The sequence below is a fragment of the Erythrobacter ramosus genome (assembly GCF_009828055.1).
GTDB classification, from domain to species: domain Bacteria; phylum Pseudomonadota; class Alphaproteobacteria; order Sphingomonadales; family Sphingomonadaceae; genus Erythrobacter; species Erythrobacter ramosus.
Genome location: NZ_WTYB01000004.1, coordinates 1 through 16,692, shown reverse-complemented (window position 1 = coordinate 16,692; position 16,692 = coordinate 1). Strand labels below are relative to the sequence as shown.

At 64.8% G+C, this 16,692-nt stretch carries 15 protein-coding genes; 5 read left to right on the top strand and 10 right to left on the bottom strand.

The features are described from left to right. Window position 1: 1 nt before the first annotated feature. From GRI59_RS14080 to GRI59_RS14065, 4 genes are read right to left on the bottom strand one after another with little or no spacing between them, the layout of a single operon-like run. Window positions 2–607, bottom strand: coding sequence for an ABC-type transport auxiliary lipoprotein family protein (locus tag GRI59_RS14080; RefSeq protein ID WP_337190283.1), 606 nt, complete (start codon window positions 605–607; stop codon window positions 2–4). 16 nt (window positions 608–623) lie between these two features. Next, window positions 624–1,574, bottom strand: coding sequence for an MlaD family protein (locus GRI59_RS14075; protein WP_160761887.1), 951 nt, complete (start codon window positions 1,572–1,574; stop codon window positions 624–626). 50 nt (window positions 1,575–1,624) lie between these two features. Continuing rightward, the gene (locus GRI59_RS14070; protein WP_160761886.1) at window positions 1,625–2,431 is read right to left on the bottom strand and encodes an ABC transporter ATP-binding protein; all 807 of its coding nucleotides are present in this window, start codon (window positions 2,429–2,431) and stop codon (window positions 1,625–1,627) included. A 3-nt stretch (window positions 2,432–2,434) separates the two neighbouring features. After that, window positions 2,435–3,547, bottom strand: a complete 1,113-nt coding sequence (locus GRI59_RS14065; protein WP_160761885.1) for an ABC transporter permease — start codon at window positions 3,545–3,547, stop codon at window positions 2,435–2,437. A 111-nt stretch (window positions 3,548–3,658) separates the two neighbouring features. Here GRI59_RS14065 and GRI59_RS14060 point away from each other — a divergent pair, with 111 nt between their 5' ends. Both GRI59_RS14060 and GRI59_RS14055 read left to right on the top strand, forming a co-directional pair. Continuing rightward, window positions 3,659–6,556 carry a valine--tRNA ligase gene (locus GRI59_RS14060; RefSeq protein ID WP_160761884.1) on the top strand — a complete coding sequence of 966 codons (2,898 nt, stop codon included), beginning with the start codon at window positions 3,659–3,661 and terminating at the stop codon, window positions 6,554–6,556. Window position 6,557: 1 nt separating this feature from the next. After that, on the top strand, window positions 6,558–7,292 hold the full coding sequence (locus GRI59_RS14055) for a radical SAM protein (RefSeq protein ID WP_160761883.1): 735 nt from the start codon (window positions 6,558–6,560) through the stop codon (window positions 7,290–7,292). A gap of 117 nt (window positions 7,293–7,409) precedes the next feature. On the opposite strand, the gene GRI59_RS14050 is transcribed toward GRI59_RS14055, so the two are convergent. The 6 genes from GRI59_RS14050 to GRI59_RS14025 form a co-directional block, all read right to left on the bottom strand. Then, window positions 7,410–9,104, bottom strand: a complete 1,695-nt coding sequence (locus tag GRI59_RS14050; protein WP_160761882.1) for an ATP-binding protein — start codon at window positions 9,102–9,104, stop codon at window positions 7,410–7,412. A gap of 102 nt (window positions 9,105–9,206) precedes the next feature. Next, window positions 9,207–9,965, bottom strand: coding sequence for a TIGR02186 family protein (locus tag GRI59_RS14045; RefSeq protein ID WP_160762029.1), 759 nt, complete (start codon window positions 9,963–9,965; stop codon window positions 9,207–9,209). A gap of 16 nt (window positions 9,966–9,981) precedes the next feature. After that, the gene (locus GRI59_RS14040) at window positions 9,982–10,899 is read right to left on the bottom strand and encodes a sulfite exporter TauE/SafE family protein (RefSeq protein ID WP_160761881.1); all 918 of its coding nucleotides are present in this window, start codon (window positions 10,897–10,899) and stop codon (window positions 9,982–9,984) included. A 109-nt stretch (window positions 10,900–11,008) separates the two neighbouring features. Further along, window positions 11,009–12,160 carry a hypothetical protein gene (locus GRI59_RS14035; RefSeq protein ID WP_160761880.1) on the bottom strand — a complete coding sequence of 384 codons (1,152 nt, stop codon included), beginning with the start codon at window positions 12,158–12,160 and terminating at the stop codon, window positions 11,009–11,011. Continuing rightward, window positions 12,157–13,590 carry a glycosyl transferase family protein gene (locus GRI59_RS14030; protein WP_160761879.1) on the bottom strand — a complete coding sequence of 478 codons (1,434 nt, stop codon included), beginning with the start codon at window positions 13,588–13,590 and terminating at the stop codon, window positions 12,157–12,159. The genes GRI59_RS14035 and GRI59_RS14030 overlap by 4 nt, the downstream gene beginning before the upstream one ends. A gap of 122 nt (window positions 13,591–13,712) precedes the next feature. Next, window positions 13,713–14,150, bottom strand: a complete 438-nt coding sequence (locus tag GRI59_RS14025) for a VOC family protein (protein WP_160761878.1) — start codon at window positions 14,148–14,150, stop codon at window positions 13,713–13,715. 236 nt (window positions 14,151–14,386) lie between these two features. On the opposite strand from GRI59_RS14025, the gene GRI59_RS14020 reads away from it, so the two are divergent. From GRI59_RS14020 to GRI59_RS14010, 3 genes are all read left to right on the top strand, one after another. Beyond that, entirely contained in the window at window positions 14,387–15,094 is a 708-nt protein-coding gene (locus tag GRI59_RS14020; protein WP_237440869.1) for an SIMPL domain-containing protein, read from the top strand. Between the two features lie 186 nt (window positions 15,095–15,280). Beyond that, entirely contained in the window at window positions 15,281–16,087 is an 807-nt protein-coding gene (locus GRI59_RS14015; protein WP_183363755.1) for a metallophosphoesterase, read from the top strand. Between the two features lie 54 nt (window positions 16,088–16,141). After that, window positions 16,142–16,692 (top strand): nucleotide sugar dehydrogenase (locus GRI59_RS14010; RefSeq protein WP_160761876.1); only part of this gene is annotated, 551 nt, incomplete at its 3' end.

Here is a 16,692-nt window from a genome sequence, read left to right as displayed (position 1 = left end):
GTCAGCCCGCCGCGACCCAATCAGCCACTTCCGCCGCCACCCGATTGGCCGCGACATTCAGCGCGGCGCCGACCGCCTTCGCCTCAGCCACAACCCCGGTCTCGCGCGCTTCAAAGCGGCGGGTCGTCACCTTACCCTCCCGGTCAATCCTCACCGCATCAAACCGCACCACTGCCGATGACGAGACGGCATCATAGCCCATCTCGTTCAAGGTGCCGCGCAGGCTGACCGTGGCGAGCGTTGCGGTGGCATCGCCATCGACCACCATCGCCTGCCCGCGCGCGCGGATCGTCTCGCCCACCAGCCGCCGGAACAGCCGGGCGGGCTTTTCGACCCAGAATGCTTCTTGCAGATAGGCCAGTTCGGTATCTGTGACCGCCACCGGCACGCGCAGCACATCGAGCTTGGCGGGCGTATCAATGCCCAGCACCGCGATCACCGGCCGTTCGGTGCCGCTGACGCCGGGGCCTGCGGGCGCGCGCGTTTCGGGGCTCAGGGTCAGCAGGCTGGCGGGCGGCTCTCCGCCGAGGCTGATGCAGCCACCCAGCGCGAGCAGCAGCGGAGCCAGCAGCAGCGGGCGGGCAAGCGACAAGGTCCGGTCAGTCACGCGCATCGCATCATCCTCATTTCGGCTTATAATCGGGCAGCGACGTGCCGCCCACCAATGCGCCCGCGCCTTCGCTTTCGAGCTTTTCGGTAACCGATCGCAGCGCGCGACTGGTGGCACGCAGGTCTTCCAGCGTCGCTTCAGCGCTCGGCAGTGTCGTGGTGCGCAATTGGCGCGCGGCCGGGCGGGTGTCTTCCAGCGTCGCCGACAAGGATGCCAGCGCAGCATTGGCCGATTTCAGCGTCCCGCGCAGTTCCTCGGCCAGCGGCGATCCTTCCTTGTCGAGCAGCGCACTGGACGACACGGCGACCTTTTCCACCGCATCCAGCGTCTGGTTCAATTCCACCATGGTATTGCGGAATTCCTTGAGGTTGGCGGTCAGTTCCGGGCTCGCATCAGCCAGCCCGTCGGTCAGGCGGTTGGTGTTCTTGAGGATGCCGGCCAGCTCCTGCTGGTTTTCCGGGCCGAGGATCAGGTTCAATTGCTCGGTCAAGGTCGCCAGCCGTTCCAGCAGCAGCGGCGCATTCGCCACGATCTCGCCAAAGCCGCCGCGCCCCGGGGGGATCACCGGGCGGCCTTCAGGGCAGGCGGTGGTCTCACAGGTGATCGGCGGATTGTCCTTGCGCGCCCCGTCCAGCAGGATGGTCGACACACCGGTAAAGCTCGCCTGAATGGTCGCCTGCGTGCCGACGAGGATCGGCACATCCTCCCCCACCTTGATCCGCACGCGCACGAATTCGGGATTGTCCTTGGCCAGCGCGATTTCGGTCACCTGCCCCACCGGCACCCCGGCAAAGCTGACCTGGCTGCCCTTGGCGAGTCCGGAGACCGACTGGCCGTAGAAGATGTCGAATTCGTCTTGCTTGCCTTCGCCCAGCCGCGCGATCCAGACGATGAAGGCGGCCAGGGCCGCCAGCAGCACCAGCGTTACCGCACCGACCCACAGATGATTGGCTCTGGTTTCCATGTGCGTTTCCTATGACGCGCGGGCGGCGCGCTTGTCCATTACTATCCGGCTCATTCCTGGCTCCTGAGGTGCGCGTCATGAGCAGCGCGGCCGCGCGGGCCGCCGAAATATTCCTCGATCCACGGATGCTTCGTCGCGATCAGTTCGGGGATGGTGCCGACGGCGATGATCTTCTTTTCGGCAATCACCGCCACCCGGTCGCATATCTCGTAAAGCGTATCGAGATCATGGGTTATAAGAAACACGGTAAGGCCCAGAGTTTCCTTTAGTTCGCGGGTCAACCGGTCAAACTTGGCCGCCCCGATCGGGTCGAGCCCGGCGGTCGGCTCGTCCAGAAACAGCAATTCAGGATCGAGCGCCAAAGCGCGAGCGAGGCCTGCGCGCTTCTTCATGCCGCCCGAAAGCTCGGACGGGAACTTGGCTACCGCATCTTCGGGCAGGCCGGTGAGGATCACCTTGTAGCGCGCGATCTCGGTCCGCAGCGCTTGATCGAGATCGGGATAGTACTTCCTGAGCGGCACTTCGACATTTTCGCCCACGGTCAGCGTCGAAAACAGCGCCCCGCCCTGGAACAATACGCCCCACCGGCGGCGCACGCCGATGCCCTGTTCCAGATCAAGCTCGGTGATGGTGCGCCCAAGAACATCGATCCGCCCTTCGCTGGGCCGCTGCAAGCCGATGATCGAGCGCATCAGCACCGATTTGCCGGTGCCCGAGCCGCCAACCACGCCAAGGATTTCGCCGCGCCGCACTTTGAGATCGAGCCCTTCGTGGACTGTCACATCACCGAAGCGGTTGACCAGCCCTTCGATCACGATCGGGAAGTTCGCGTCTTCCTGATGAATGTCGCCCGCCATCGCTCAGCCCCACCCGATTTCGGTAAAGAACACCGCGAAAAACGCATCGAGCACGATCACCGCAAAGATCGCCGAGACCACAGCCATAGTCGTGCGGCGGCCCACTTCCTCGGAATCGCCGCGCACCTGCATCCCGTGATAACAGCCCGCCAGCGCCACGATCAGCCCGAACACCGGAGCCTTGATCAGCCCGACCCACAGGTCATGCGTCGGCACCACTTCCTGAATGCGCAGCAGGAAGGTGACGAACGGAATGCCGAGTGTCAGGTCGCCCACTACGGCGCCGCCGATGATCGCCATCAGCGAGGCATAGAAGCCCAACAGCAGCATCATGAAGGTCGCCGCCAGAATGCGCGGGATCACCAGCACCTCGATCGGAGAGACGCCGATGGTGCGCATCGCGTCGATCTCCTCGGTCAGTTTCATCGTCCCGATCTGCGCCGCAAAGGCGCTGCCGGATCGGCCCGCGACCATGATCGCGGTCATCAGCACGCCGAGTTCGCGCAAGGTGATGCGGCCGACAAGGTTCACCGTCAGCGATTCCGCGCCGAATTGTTCAAGCTGGACCGAGCCCTGCTGCGCGATAACAATCCCGATCAGGAAGCTCATAAGCCCGATGATCGGCAGCGCGGTCACGCCGACCAGCTCCATCTGGTGCACCAGCGCCTTGATCGGAAAGCGGGCCGGGTGCCGGATCAGGCTCGCCCCGCCGAGCAGGATCTGGCCAAAAAAGCCGACCACGCCGTAAATGCCGCGGCGCGCGCCATACACCTTTTCGCCCAGCGCCATCGGCACGCGTTCCCACACGGGCAGACGGCGCGCGCGCGTACCACCCCCCGCGTCGATCCCGCGCATGGCGGCGAGCAGCCGCTCGGCCGCCTCACTCGCGCCGGTGATGTCGCAGTTGTGTTCGCGTGCAAGCCGGCACACCACCCAGGCGCCGACCGTATCGATCTCTTCGACGGCAGCCAGATCAATGCTGGAGAGCGGGCCGGTGATGCGCTTGAGTTCGGGCTCGATCGGGCCAATGTTGGCCAGCGTCAACCGCCCTGACAGCACCAGCCGGGCGGTATCCGCGCCTGCTTCCTCCAGCGTATATTGCGCGGCGTCCTGCATCGGATTGAAGCTATGGGGAGATTTTTCGCCCCCGGCAAGGCTCTCGCGGCGAACCGCAAGTGGCTTCCATCATTGCATCGCAACATAGGTGCTGGCATGGCGCGGGGCATCATGAGCGACACTGTGCAACCCACTCTACCCACCACGTTCGACCCCGCCGAAATCGAGGCGCGCTGGTATGCCCATTGGGAAGCGAACGGCCTGTTCCGGCCCGAGCGGCCCGATGCCGAGGCCTTCACCATCGTCAACCCGCCGCCGAACGTGACCGGCTCGCTGCATATCGGCCATGCGCTCGACAACACCTTGCAGGATGTGGTGATCCGCTACGAGCGGCTGCGCGGCAAGGATGCGCTGTGGGTGGTCGGCACCGACCACGCCGGGATCGCGACGCAGATGGTGGTCGAACGCCAGCTGGAAGCGCAGCAGGACAAGCGCACCAATTACAGCCGCGAGGATTTCGTGGCGAAGGTGTGGGAATGGAAGGCCGAAAGCGGCGGCACCATCACCAACCAGCTGCGGCGCCTCGGCTGCTCGATGGACTGGAGCCGCGAGCAGTTCACGATGGACCCGCACTTCACCAAGGCGGTGATCAAGACTTTCGTCGATCTGTATAACGATGGCCTCATCTACCGCGACAAGCGGCTGGTGAACTGGGACCCCAAGCTGAAGACCGCGATTTCCGACCTTGAGGTTGAAACGCAGACGATTGCGGGCAGCTTCTGGCACCTGCGCTATCCGCTCGCGGACGGCGTCACCCTGCCCGATGGGCGCGACTATCTCGAAGTCGCCACCACCCGGCCCGAGACGATGCTCGCCGATATGGCCGTGGCGGTGAACCCGGCGGACGAACGCTACGCCAGCGTCGTCGGCAAGCACGTGATCCTGCCGCTGACCGGCCGCCGCATTCCGGTGATCGCCGACGAACACGCCGATCCGGAGCTGGGGTCAGGCTGCGTGAAGATCACGCCGGGGCATGACTTTAACGACTTCGAAGTTGGCAAGCGCGCCGGGTTTGCGCCTGCCGAGATGCTCAACATGCTCGATGCCGAAGCGAACGTCTGCCAGACGGCGGATGGCTTGGTGCCTGAGGAGTTCCTCGGCCTCCACCGCTTCAAGCGTGACGGTGTTGACGGCGCGCGCGAGTTGGTCGTGGCGCGGATGAAGGAACAGGGCTACCTCATCCCGCACATCACCAAGTCCAAGGACGGCGAAGACGTCGAGCACGACGCCGAACCCCGCCAGATCGCAACGCCCTTTGGCGACCGCGGCGGCGTGGTGATCGAGCCGTGGCTGACTGACCAGTGGTATGTGAACGCGGCGGAGCTCGCCAAGAAGCCCATCGAAGCGGTGCGCTCGGGCGATATCGGCATCGTGCCGAAGTCGTGGGAGAAGACCTTCTTCAACTGGATGGAGAACATCCAGCCATGGTGCGTCTCGCGCCAGCTGTGGTGGGGGCACCGGATTCCGGCGTGGTTTGGCGCCACGGTTGAGAATCTGATAGCCTTTGACTCGGGTGATGAAGCAACAACTGCTGCGACGGCCCGCGACAGCAAGATTTTTGTCGCAGCAACGCGCGAGCAGGCGATTGAGCAAGCTCGCGAGTATTACCCAGAAGATTATGATATCGTTTTCGACCTCCCCGACGGGGAAATTGACGGTGGGTTTGTCGCCCGATCTAACGATGCACGATCGACTGTCTTTATAAGGCAAGATCCTGACGTGCTCGACACATGGTTCTCCTCCGCGCTGTGGCCCTTCGCCACGCTCGGCTGGCCGGACGCCAACGCGCCGCTGCTGAACAAGCACTTCTCCAACAGCCTCCTCATCTCCGGTTTCGATATCCTGTTCTTCTGGGATGCGCGGATGATGATGATGGGCTTTTACAACATGGGCCAGAAGCCCTGGGACACGCTGTATCTCCACGGCCTCGTGCGCGCGGCGGACGGCGCGAAGATGTCAAAGTCCAAGGGAAATGTGGTCGATCCGCTCGGCCTCATCGACCAGTACGGCGCGGATGCGCTGCGCTTCTTCATGGCGGCGATGGAAAGCCAGGGCCGCGACATCAAGATGGATGAGAAGCGGGTCGAGGGATACCGCAACTTCGCCACCAAGCTGTGGAACGCGGCGCGGTTCTGCCAGTCGAACGGCATCGGCGCCTCGGCCAGCGTGAAGGCCCCGGCAGCCCGCCTCGCCGCCAACCAGTGGATCATCGGCGAGGTCGCCGCCTGCGTGACCGAAATTGAGCGCGCTATGGCCGACCTGCGTTTCGATGCTGCCGCCAACGCGATCTACCAGTTCACGTGGAGCAAGTTCTGCGACTGGTATCTGGAGCTGATCAAGCCGGTCTTCGCCGGGGACGCGGACAGTCCGCCTGCCGTGGAAACCCGCGCGGTCGCTGGCTGGGCGCTCGACCAGATCCTCGTGATGCTCCACCCCTTCATGCCCTTCATCACCGAAGAGCTGTGGCACAAGCTGGGTGAGCGGCCCTGCGAGCTGATCCTCGCGCAATGGCCCGCGCCCGAAGCGGAAGTCTCGAAAGAGGCGACCGACGCGATTGACTGGGTGATCGACCTTACGACCAACACCCGCAGCGCGAAGAACGAACTCGGCATCGCGCCCGGCGCGAAGCTGGCGGCGTTCCTTGCCGCGCCCTCGGACGTGGCAACGCGCACCATCGAGCGCAGCAGCGCGGCGATTGAGCGCCTCGCCCGCCTGACCCCGGTGACCATTGGCGAGGCCCCCGCTGGCCCCGCCATGCAGGTGACCGCCGGGAGCGATGTGTTCATCATCCCGCTCGAAGGGATCATCGACATCGCGGCGGAAAAGGCGCGGCTCGAAAAGGCACTGGCGACCTCGCAGAAGGAAGCCAAGAGCCTTGACGGCCGCCTCTCCAACCCCGCCTTCGCCGAAAAGGCCAAGCCCGAAGCGGTCGAGAAGGCCCGCGCCGATCTCGCGCACCATCAAGGCGAGGTCGAGCGGCTGACGGCAGCGCTGGCGCGGCTGGGGTGAGGTGAACCTCACCCTCGCCACGGACGACACCGGCGGGCCGGAGATCTTCGCCAGCCTGCAAGGTGAAGGGCCGAGCATGGGGCTGCCGGTCGCCTTCGTGCGACTCAGCCGCTGCAACCTAGCCTGCACCTGGTGCGACACGGCCTATACGTGGCGGTTCGAGGGCGATAACCGGCCACATCGCGACGGGATCGCGTTCGAACGCAAGGCCAATCAGGTGACGCTCTCGCCGGCGGACACGGCGGAGCGGATCGCCGCGCTGGGGCAGCAGCGCCTCGTCATCACCGGAGGCGAGCCGCTGCTTCAGGCGGGCGCGCTGGCTGAGATGCTGGCGCTGCTGCCCGACATCAGCGTCGAGATCGAAACCAACGGCACCGTCGCCCCGCCCGCGCGGCTGGATGTGCGGGTCGATCAATATAATGTCAGCCCGAAACTGGCGCATAGCGGCAACCCGGCCGACCTTGCGCTGATCCCTGAGCGACTGGAGGCTTGGGCGAGCGACCCGCGCGCTTTCCTAAAGTTCGTGATCGCGGCGCCTGAGGATGTCGAAGAGGTTCTGGCGCTTCAGCAGCGTTATCGCTTCAAGCCCGGTCAAGTGTTCCTGATGGCCGAAGGCACCGACAGCGCGACCTTGCGCGCTCGGCAGGTGTGGTTGTCAGACCTGTGCCTCAAGCACGGCTTCCGCATGAGCGACCGGATGCATATCCACTTGTACGGGGATACCAGAGGCACCTAACCCCTCGTCATTGCGAGGAGCCGAAGGCGACGTGGCAATCCATGGACGAAGGATGCCGCTCTGGGCGAGATCAGTTCATGGATTGCTTCGCTTCGCTCGCAATGACGAAGCGAGACATCAACCCTGGCTTCTCCAGCGCATCACCACGCGCTCGACCAGTTCTTCTTCGCCGCCGTCCTTGCTCCACAGTTCGACGAAGCTGGGGTCTTCAGAAGCCGGGCGCTTGTGTTCCTCGAGATTGTCGAACGTCACGCGGATCGGGATCGCCACGCCTTCGCCGCAGATGATGCATTCGCGGTTACGCAGCGCCGGGATCGAATCGAGGAACCCGCGCGCACCTTCGGGCATAGCGGCGCGCACGAAGGCCTGGTCGCGGTCGTTGTTGAGACGCATCGAGATGATCGTGCCGCACTGCGACAGCACGCCTTCTGCCAGGTCGGACGGGCGCTGGGTGATCAGGCCCAGACTGATGCCGTATTTACGGCCTTCCTTGGCGATCCGGCTGAGGATCTTGCCGACGGATGATCCATCGGCATTCTTCTCATTGGGGACATAGCGGTGCGCTTCTTCGCACACCAGCAGCACGGGACGGGTCTTTTCGTCGCGGCTCCAGATCGCAAAGTCGAACACAAGGCGCGACAGCACCGCCACCACGGTCGAGGTGATGTCGGACGGCACGCCCGACACGTCGATGATTGAGATCGGGCGGCCGTGACCGGGCATACGGAAGATCTTGCCGATGAATTCGACCATCGTGTCGCCCACCAGCATCCCTGAGAACATGAACTGGTAACGCGGATCGGCCTTGATCTCGTCAAGCTTGCCCTTGATCCGCATAAAGGGCGCGGACGAGGTCGCCTTGTCGAGCTTGCCCATCTCGTCCTGCAAGATGTTGCCGAAATCGCTGAGCAGATAGGGGATCGGCGAATCCACCGTGATCTTGCCCATCGTCTGCGCCAGCCGGTTCTTGGACCGCGCAGCCAGCAGGCACTTGGCGAGAATATCGGCATCGACCTGGCGTTCGTTGCCACTGCTCGACAGCAGAACCTCGCAATGCTCTTCGAAGTTCATCAGCCAGTAGGGCATTTGCAGATTCGAAACGTCGAGGATCTGCCCGGTGGTGCGGAACGCAGCGGCATATTCGCCGTGCGGGTCGATCATCACGATGTGACCTTTGGGCGCGGCTTCGCAGATGCGGTGCAGGATCAGCGCGGCGCTGGTCGATTTGCCGGTCCCGGTCGAACCGAGCAGCGCAAAGTGCTTGCCCAGCATCGCGTCGATATAGAGGCCTGCGCGGATATCCTTGGTCGGGAAGACCTTGCCGATGGTGATGCTGGCGCGGCCATCGCTGGCGTAGATCTGTTCGAGATCGCGGGTGGTGGCGGGATAGATCATCGCGCCGGGGATCGGGTAGCGGGTCACACCGCGCTTGAAGCCGTTGATGCGGCCGGTCAGCTTTTCCTCGCTGCCTTCGCCCAGAAAATCGATATGGGCGATGATCCCGCCATCGGTGCGGCGGTCCTTGCGCTGGTCGCGGACGTTGGCGAGCAGCCAGGAATCGCCGACGCGGATCTTGATCTGGCTGCCGACCTGTCCGGCCAGCGCGATCGACGGATCGGCGTCCTTCATGCATTCGTTGAGCCGCTGAAGATCAAGCGCGATCTGCGAGCCCGAGCCCGAAATCTCGAGCACCACGCCGATTGGCAGACGCGCATTGTCCTGGCTGTTGGCGTGGGCCGATGCCACCTCTTCCGTGCCCGCCGGATTGGGGCCGGTGAAGCGCTCGAAATCTTGCCTGCCGTGATCGGTCATCCGCGCCTTCCCTTGTCGCTCCCGTTGGAACAGGCAGGAAATAAAGGGGACGAGGTTAAAATCGCGTCAACATTGCGATGGCCCGGCGCAGCGCAGGCCGCATCAGGCGCGGGCGAACAACCGTCCAGCCAGCCAGCCCATCCCCAGCGAAAGCGCAATCGCGCCAAGGCCATAGAGGAACGACCAGCGTTGGGCCGCTGACACGACCTGACCTTCCAGCCCGGCCTTGACCACTTCGATCCGCGCCGTCGCGCTCGCCAGCACCCGGCCGCGGGCGATGGCGAAAGTTTCGGCGGTATAGCGTCCGGTGGTGACGTTGGAAGGCAGGTCGATGCGCGCCTGATAGAGCACCTTTTCCGCTATGCTGACCCCGCGCGGGTTCTCCTGATACAGCCCCTGCCGCCGCCGCAATTCGACCAGACCTTGCGCAAAGCGGGCCTGTTCTTCCGGGTCGATCTGGCCGGACGGCGATAGCTGGATGAAATCCGTGCCAAGCTCGTAAATCGCCGCTGTGCGTTCATCGACAATCTCGCCTACCGGGCGGGAGGAGGCGACTGCGAAGAAGGCGGGGGCAGAACGGAAGTCGCTCGACCCGGCGTTGGCCCAGATACCAACGATGCGTTCCTTCTCGCGGATGCGGACAGGCTCGGTCGGGCCTTTGAGGACGACGACAATGTCGTAATCGCCTGCCCGCCCTGTGGCCGACGGATCGATCACCGCGCCGTAGAGTAGCAGCCGCGCACCTGTGAAGCCTTGCCGCACTTCGATCCGCGACTGGCTGACGGCAGGCACCAGAATGGGTTCTTGCTGTGCTGACAGCGTCGCCCAGGCGACCGCCAGCAGGATCAACCGCCCTGCCATACTCACGGCGAAGCCCTCACAGCGGAACCACAGTGTAGATTTCGTCAGGCTGCACACCGAGCCCGTAGAGCATCCTGAGTGCAATCAGCAGCACCAGCGCCGCGAGCGCGAGGCGCAGGTATTCGGGCTTGGCCTTGAGTGCGATCTGCGTGCCGAACTGCGCGCCCAGCACCGATCCCAGCAGCAGCAGCGCCGCCAGCACCAGATCGACCGCCTTGGTCGTCAGCGCGTGGGTCATGGTCGTCACCATCGTCACGAACAGAATCTGGAAGAGCGAGGTGCCGACCACGACATTGCCGCTCATGCCGAGAATATAGAGCATCGCCGGCACCAGCAGGAACCCGCCGCCCACGCCCATCAGCATGGTGAGGATGCCGACCAGCATCCCAAGGATCGCCGGGGCCAGCGGCGAGATGTACAGCCCCGAGGCATAGAACCGCCAGCGATAGGGCAGGCTGGCGACCAGCGGGTGGTGGCGGCGCTTCTTCACTTGCACGCCCGCCTTGCCGAGCAGTCCGGGACGCAGCGAACTCACCGCCTCACGCATCATCAGCATCCCGATCGAGCCGAGCATCAACACATAGAGGATCGAGATCACGACATCGATCTGCCCGAGCGATTGCAGCACCCGGAACAGACCCGCCCCGATCAGCGCGCCGACAATCCCGCCGCCGACCATCACCCCGCCCATACGGTAGTCGACGCCCTTGCGGCGCGAATGGGCGAGCACGCCCGACACGCTCGCGCCGGTCACCTGGGTCGCCGCCGAAGCCGCCGCCACCGTCGGCGGTATGCCATAAAAGATCAGCAAAGGCGTCGTCAGAAAGCCGCCGCCGACCCCGAACAGGCCCGACAGGATCCCGGTCAGCCCGCCGAGCAGCACGATATAGAGGCCGTTGACCGAGAGATTCGCAATGGGCAGGTAAACGTCCATGCGCGAGAGGGTAGACCACCGGCGAAGGCGATGAAAGTCAGAGGGAGCGCGTTCCTGTTGGTGAGACGGCTGTTTTGCATGTTTCGGCTGCTTGATCGGCCAGCAGAGGTCAGAACCGGGTCGATAAGGTCGCGGCCAGCCCGGAATCTGGCCCGGCATCGCCCGCCACCCGCTCACGCCAGTCGACCGAAAACCGCGCAGGCACCTCGCCCAGCATCACGTCCAGCCGCACGGTCGGGCCGATGTCGATCCGCTGCGCGTCCTTCTGCGCGCCGCCCCATGTCGCCACGCCAAGGCTGAGGCGCACGGCATTGTCGGTCAGCCCGGCCACCTTGCGCAGTTCGCCGGTCACGCTCGCTTGCCCGTCGGCAAAGCCGGTGGGCTCTGGGCCGCCGACCCAGCCCGCCTGCCCATAGGCCTCCAGCCGCGCGCCATAGGGGAGCGGCACCGGCGCAATTTCGCTGACGAGATAGGCGGCCGGGCGCAACGTGTCGCTGAACGCCCCGTCGGTATAGCGCACCTCGCCCGCCAGCCGCAGCGGGACGCGCACAAACGGGCGGGCCGAAGCGCCCAACGCGAGCTCGCTTTCACCCCTGCGCACCAGCGCGCGATAGGCGCGGGCATAGAGCCGGGGGTCACGCGGCGACGCGGGGGCGAGGCGATATTGCAGCACTGCGCCCGCTTGGCTCGCGCCATAGATCGGCACCCGCCCTTGCGAAATAGGCGCGGCGTTCGAGCCCTGCCGCCAGAAGGCCCAGGCATCGACCGACCAGCGCCCGGCCGGGGCAGGGGCGAGCGCGGCGGGAATTATCGGCAGGGACGGAGCGGCAGCGGGCCATTCGCTATCGCCGGTCTGGAGCCCGGCTTCAATTCCGGCAATCACGGCGCTGTCCCCTGTCAGATCGCGCGGTGCGGCATGCCACGGCAATTGAAGTGCCACCGCAATCTCGGCTTCCGCTCCGCCGCTCCCGGATGCGCCAGCGCGCCAGCCCAATGCGTCTGAGGTGATCGGCAGCGCGCCTGCTCCGGGCCGCTCTGGCGCAAGCGGCGGGAGCGGCGAGGTTTGCGCTGCGACGAACTTCGCGGTCGGCGGCTTTGCTGTGAGCAGCGGCAAATCGAGGCCGGGGACGAGGGGCAGGAACGGATTCTCCCACCACACCGCCCTCGCCGCGCTCCACCCGCTTACCAGCACCACCAACATGACCAGCGGTCCGCCCCTAAAGCGCACTTCGGCGCGCGCCGTGTTGCTCTGCGCCGTCATGATGGCACCGCCGGAGCGGCAACCAGTGAGGCCGGGTGGGCATCATGCTCGGTCTTGTCCCACACCGCCGCGCGCCCGCGAAGCGTGCGGGCATAGGCAAACACCGCGCGCCGTCCGGCGATGATGGCGATGACGTTGGCCAGCGGCAGGCGCAGCACCGCCCGCAGCCCCTCGCCCATGCCATATTCGCGGGCGGTGAAAGCGAACCGCATCGCGATTCGCCACAGGAACGCTGCGGCATTGGCGATCAACACCGCCTTGAGCAGCGGGGTCAGCGGTGCTGGCTCGGCGACGCCGGTCACGACGATCACCCCCATCGCTCCGGTCAGCAGCACCAGCGCATAGCCCACCAGCATCACCAGCGCCGTCAGCGGCCCGCGCCGGTCTCGCGCGCGCATCCAGAATTCGCTCGCCCCGCCCGCCCAGCCGACCCGGTCCCAGCCTTGCAGCGCAATGCCGAGCACCCAGCGGCTCTTCTGCCGCACGACGGTATCGAAGCGGTGCGGGAAAAACGCGCGGGTCGCGATCAGCCGCCCGTCCGCGCCCCGCGCCCGGATGAAGCGGCAGCGGCCGCCCGCCGCAGCAATGGCAAGGCCAAGCTCGTAATCCTCGGTCAGCGAGTCGCTGGCAAAGGGCAGACCCCCACCGCCCCCAGCAGTGTGACGCTCAACCAAGCTGTCGAGTGCGCGGCGCGAGACGGCGCAGCCCACGCCTGCGCCCGGAATGCCCGCGCCCAAGGCATCGCGCACCACCAGCGCCTTGCCATGGGCTTCGGCGAATTCCTCGCAGTAGTGGCTGCCGATATGCCGCGCGAGCCAGCCGCGGTGATGCGGCACCAGCGGCTCGACCGGCAATTGCACGAAGTCCGCGCCCTCTGCGATCGCTTCGTCCAGCAGGCCCAGCGCGCCCGGATCGACCATGTCTTCGGCATCGTGGAACACGACTCCGGCAAAGCGCTGCCCGGCGCGATCTTCATCAATCAGGAGCGCGGCATAAAGGCGGTTGAGGCAATCGGCCTTGGTGGTCGGCCCGTCACGCTCGACGATGACCAGTCGCAGCCGCGGGTCTCCGTGCGCCGTGGCCATTGCGGCCGCCAGCGTTGCCGGATCATTGCGGTAGCACCCGACATAGAGGCGCAAGCTCGGCTGCGGCCAGGTATCAAGCAGGTGGCGGACAGTCTGGCCGATAACAGCGGCTTCCTGCCACGCGGGGATCAGCACGGCGACCGGCCGGGACAGAGGGCGATGCTGGAGCGCAAGCCTGCTGCGTTTCTGGGTCACGCCCCGACCCGTCAGGCGGAGCCATAGCCACACGGCATCAACCGCAAGATCGTCCAGCGCACCGATCAGGAAAAACACCCCGGCGAACAGCAATAATTCTCGCTGTAGCAGTGCCAACCACTGCCACAGACCAGGCTCAGTTATGGACAAGGCGACCCCCTCCCCAATCAGAGGAGTAAACTACCTTGCTCAACCGCGCCGTGCAAGCGGGGCCGAAAAATTTCTTTTGTTTATTGGGGGTTTATCTCCCGACCCTCGCCAAGGTCGGGTGCTTACCAGCTGCCGGTATTCGCCATGCTGACCCAGGGTTCGGCCGGCGCGAGATGGCCGTCCTGAAGCAATTCGACCGAGATGCCATCGGGCGATTTGACGAAGGCCATGTGCCCATCGCGCGGGGGACGATGGATGATGTGGCCTGCTTCGGCGAGGCGCTGGCAAGTCTCGTAGATATTGTCGACGCGGTAGGCGAGGTGGCCGAAGTTGCGGCCGCCACTGTAGTCTTCGCCGCCGCTGCCGTCTTCGGGGGGCCAGTTATAGGTCAGTTCGACCTCGGCAACGCCAGCCTGTCCCGACGCGGCGAGGAAGATCAAGGTGAAGCGCCCGGCCTCAACATCGAAACGGCGCACTTCCTCCAGCCCGATCAGCTTGAAGAAATCGACCGTCGAATCCGGATCAGTGACGCGGATCATGCTGTGAAGATATTTGACCATAAATTACCCTTCAAAATGCCAACCCTCGGTCGCGCTGGCGACCGCAAGGCCGACCGGCCGTCCGCAGCGATGCGGCCGTCAGGCCGTGTAAGCGAGGATTTCGCGCGCCAGATGGCGTGCGAACCATTCAAACTCCATTCATCGACACTGATGCACAATTCGTCGCATCAACTCATCTTGGGGAACATGGTATGGACGATCACGAAGTGCAACCGGCAAACGCGGCCAGCGGTGTCATGCGTGAGCCTGCGACCGCGCGCTGGTTCGGCACGGCGGCGATCCTTGCGGTCGGCATGATCGCAGGCGGATACCTGCTCGGTGATGGACTGTTGCGCGCCAAGGATGCCGAGCGCGCCGTGACCGTGCGCGGGCTGGCGGAACGCAATGTCACCGCCGACCTTGCGACCTGGACGATCTCCTACTCGGCCTCCTCCACCAGCTTGGCCGAAGCGCAGGCCAAGGTGCGCGCCGACACGCAATCGATCGAGGCGTTCTTCAAGGAGCTGGGCTTTCCCGCCGATGCGCTGCAACCGACCGGCGCGAACGTGACCAGCTTCACCAATGAGGGCATTACGACCTTCACCGTGCGCCAGCGGCTTGCCCTGCGCACCGAAGACATCACCCGCGCGCAGAAGGCCGTGGCGCGGCAGTTTGACCTTGTCGGGCGCGGCGTGTTTCTCGAGGAAGGCTCGGGCATGGCCTACACCTTCACCAAGCTGAACGATATCAAGCCCGAAATGGTGGCCGAAGCGACCAAGGACGCGCGCGCTTCTGCCCAGCAATTCGCCGAGGATTCCAACTCAGGCGTCGGCAAGATCAAGGACGCCACGCAAGGCTATTTCGAGATCGAGGCGCGTGACGGCGAGGCCGGCGGCTGGGGTTCAGCCGACAGCCCGTACAAGAAGGTGCGGGTCGTCACGACCGTCAGCTTCACGCTCGACTAGCCAAGCCACCAACGGCCTGCGCGCGCCGCTGGGCGACGAATTCGCACCGTCCGTCGCGCAGGTCGGTGGGTGTGTTGCGCGGTCACGTTGCGGGGCTTATGCGCACGCACCTGCTACGGCGGCGGCCTTGGTGCCGCCCGCCGCATTGCCCTATAGGGCTGGCAAAACCGGAACAATGCATCAGTCATGCTTCAGCGATTGCGCGATTTTTTCAGGCCCCCCTCTCCGCCCAAGCTGCCGGCGGTGCCGCATGGCGCGCGTTATTATGCGATTGGCGACATTCATGGGCGGCTTGATCTCTACGACGCTCTGATTGCCGCCATCGAGGCCGAGATTGTCGCCGCCCCCAGGCTGGACCACCGCATCATCGTGCTCGGCGATCTGATCGACCGCGGGCCGGACAGCGCAGGCGTAGTGGCCCGCACCCACGCTTGGCAGCAGGTTCGCAATGTCCGGGTGCTGGCGGGCAACCACGAAGAGATGTTCCTTACCGCTTTCGAAAAGCCCGAAGCCCTGCGCCACTTCCTCAAGCATGGCGGGCGCGAAACGATTCTGAGCTACGGCCTATCGAGCAAGCAGCTCTCGACGCTGGAGCTGGAGGAGATTTTCGAACGCCTTCCCAAGCTCGTACCGCAGGCAACCCGCGACTACATCGCCGGATTCGAAACAATGGTTCGCGCGGGCGACTATGTCTTCGTTCACGCGGGTATCGATCCAGAGCGGCCGCTGAGCGAACAGAAGCGCAGCGATCTCCTCTGGATCCGTGAGCGTTTTCTCAGCCACGAAGGCCCGCTTGAGAAGGTGGTGGTGCATGGCCACACCATTTTCGACCACGTGATGGATTGCGGCAATCGCATCGGCATTGACACTGGCGCTTTTCGCTCGGGTGTGCTTACAGCGCTCGTGCTTGAGGGCGATCAACGGCGGATTTTGCAGGCCCGTACAACCGATGGGGGCGCCGCAGAGGTCTTCCATGGCGACCGGCCTCGCTAACCTCGCGGATCGAAGCGCGGGCGGTTTTCGGATTTCGCTTAGAGGCTGGTGCTCATGAAAATTGCGATGGTAGGGTCAGGCTATGTCGGGCTCGTATCAGGGGCGTGCTTTGCCGATTTCGGGCACGACGTGGTCTGCATCGACAAGGATCAGAGCAAGATCGACCGGCTCCACGCCGGGATCATGCCGATCTACGAACCGGGCCTTGATGCGCTGGTCGATAGCAATGTGAAGGCCGGACGCCTGAGCTTCACCACCGATCTGGGTGAAGGGATCGCGGGCGCGGCGGCGATCTTCATCGCGGTCGGCACGCCCAGCCGCCGGGGCGATGGCCATGCCGATCTCACCTTCGTTTACGAAGTCGCGCGCGAAGTTGGCGAAAAGCTGGCCAATGATGCGGTGATCGTCACCAAGTCGACCGTGCCGGTGGGCACCGGTGACGAGGTCGAGCGGATCATCCGCGTGACGGGCACCGCTCACAAGGTCTCGGTCGTCTCCAACCCCGAATTCCTGCGCGAAGGCGCAGCGATCGGCGATTTCAAGCGGCCTGACCGGATCGTAATCGGGGCGGAGGACGACTTCGGCCGCGAGGTGATGCGTGAGGT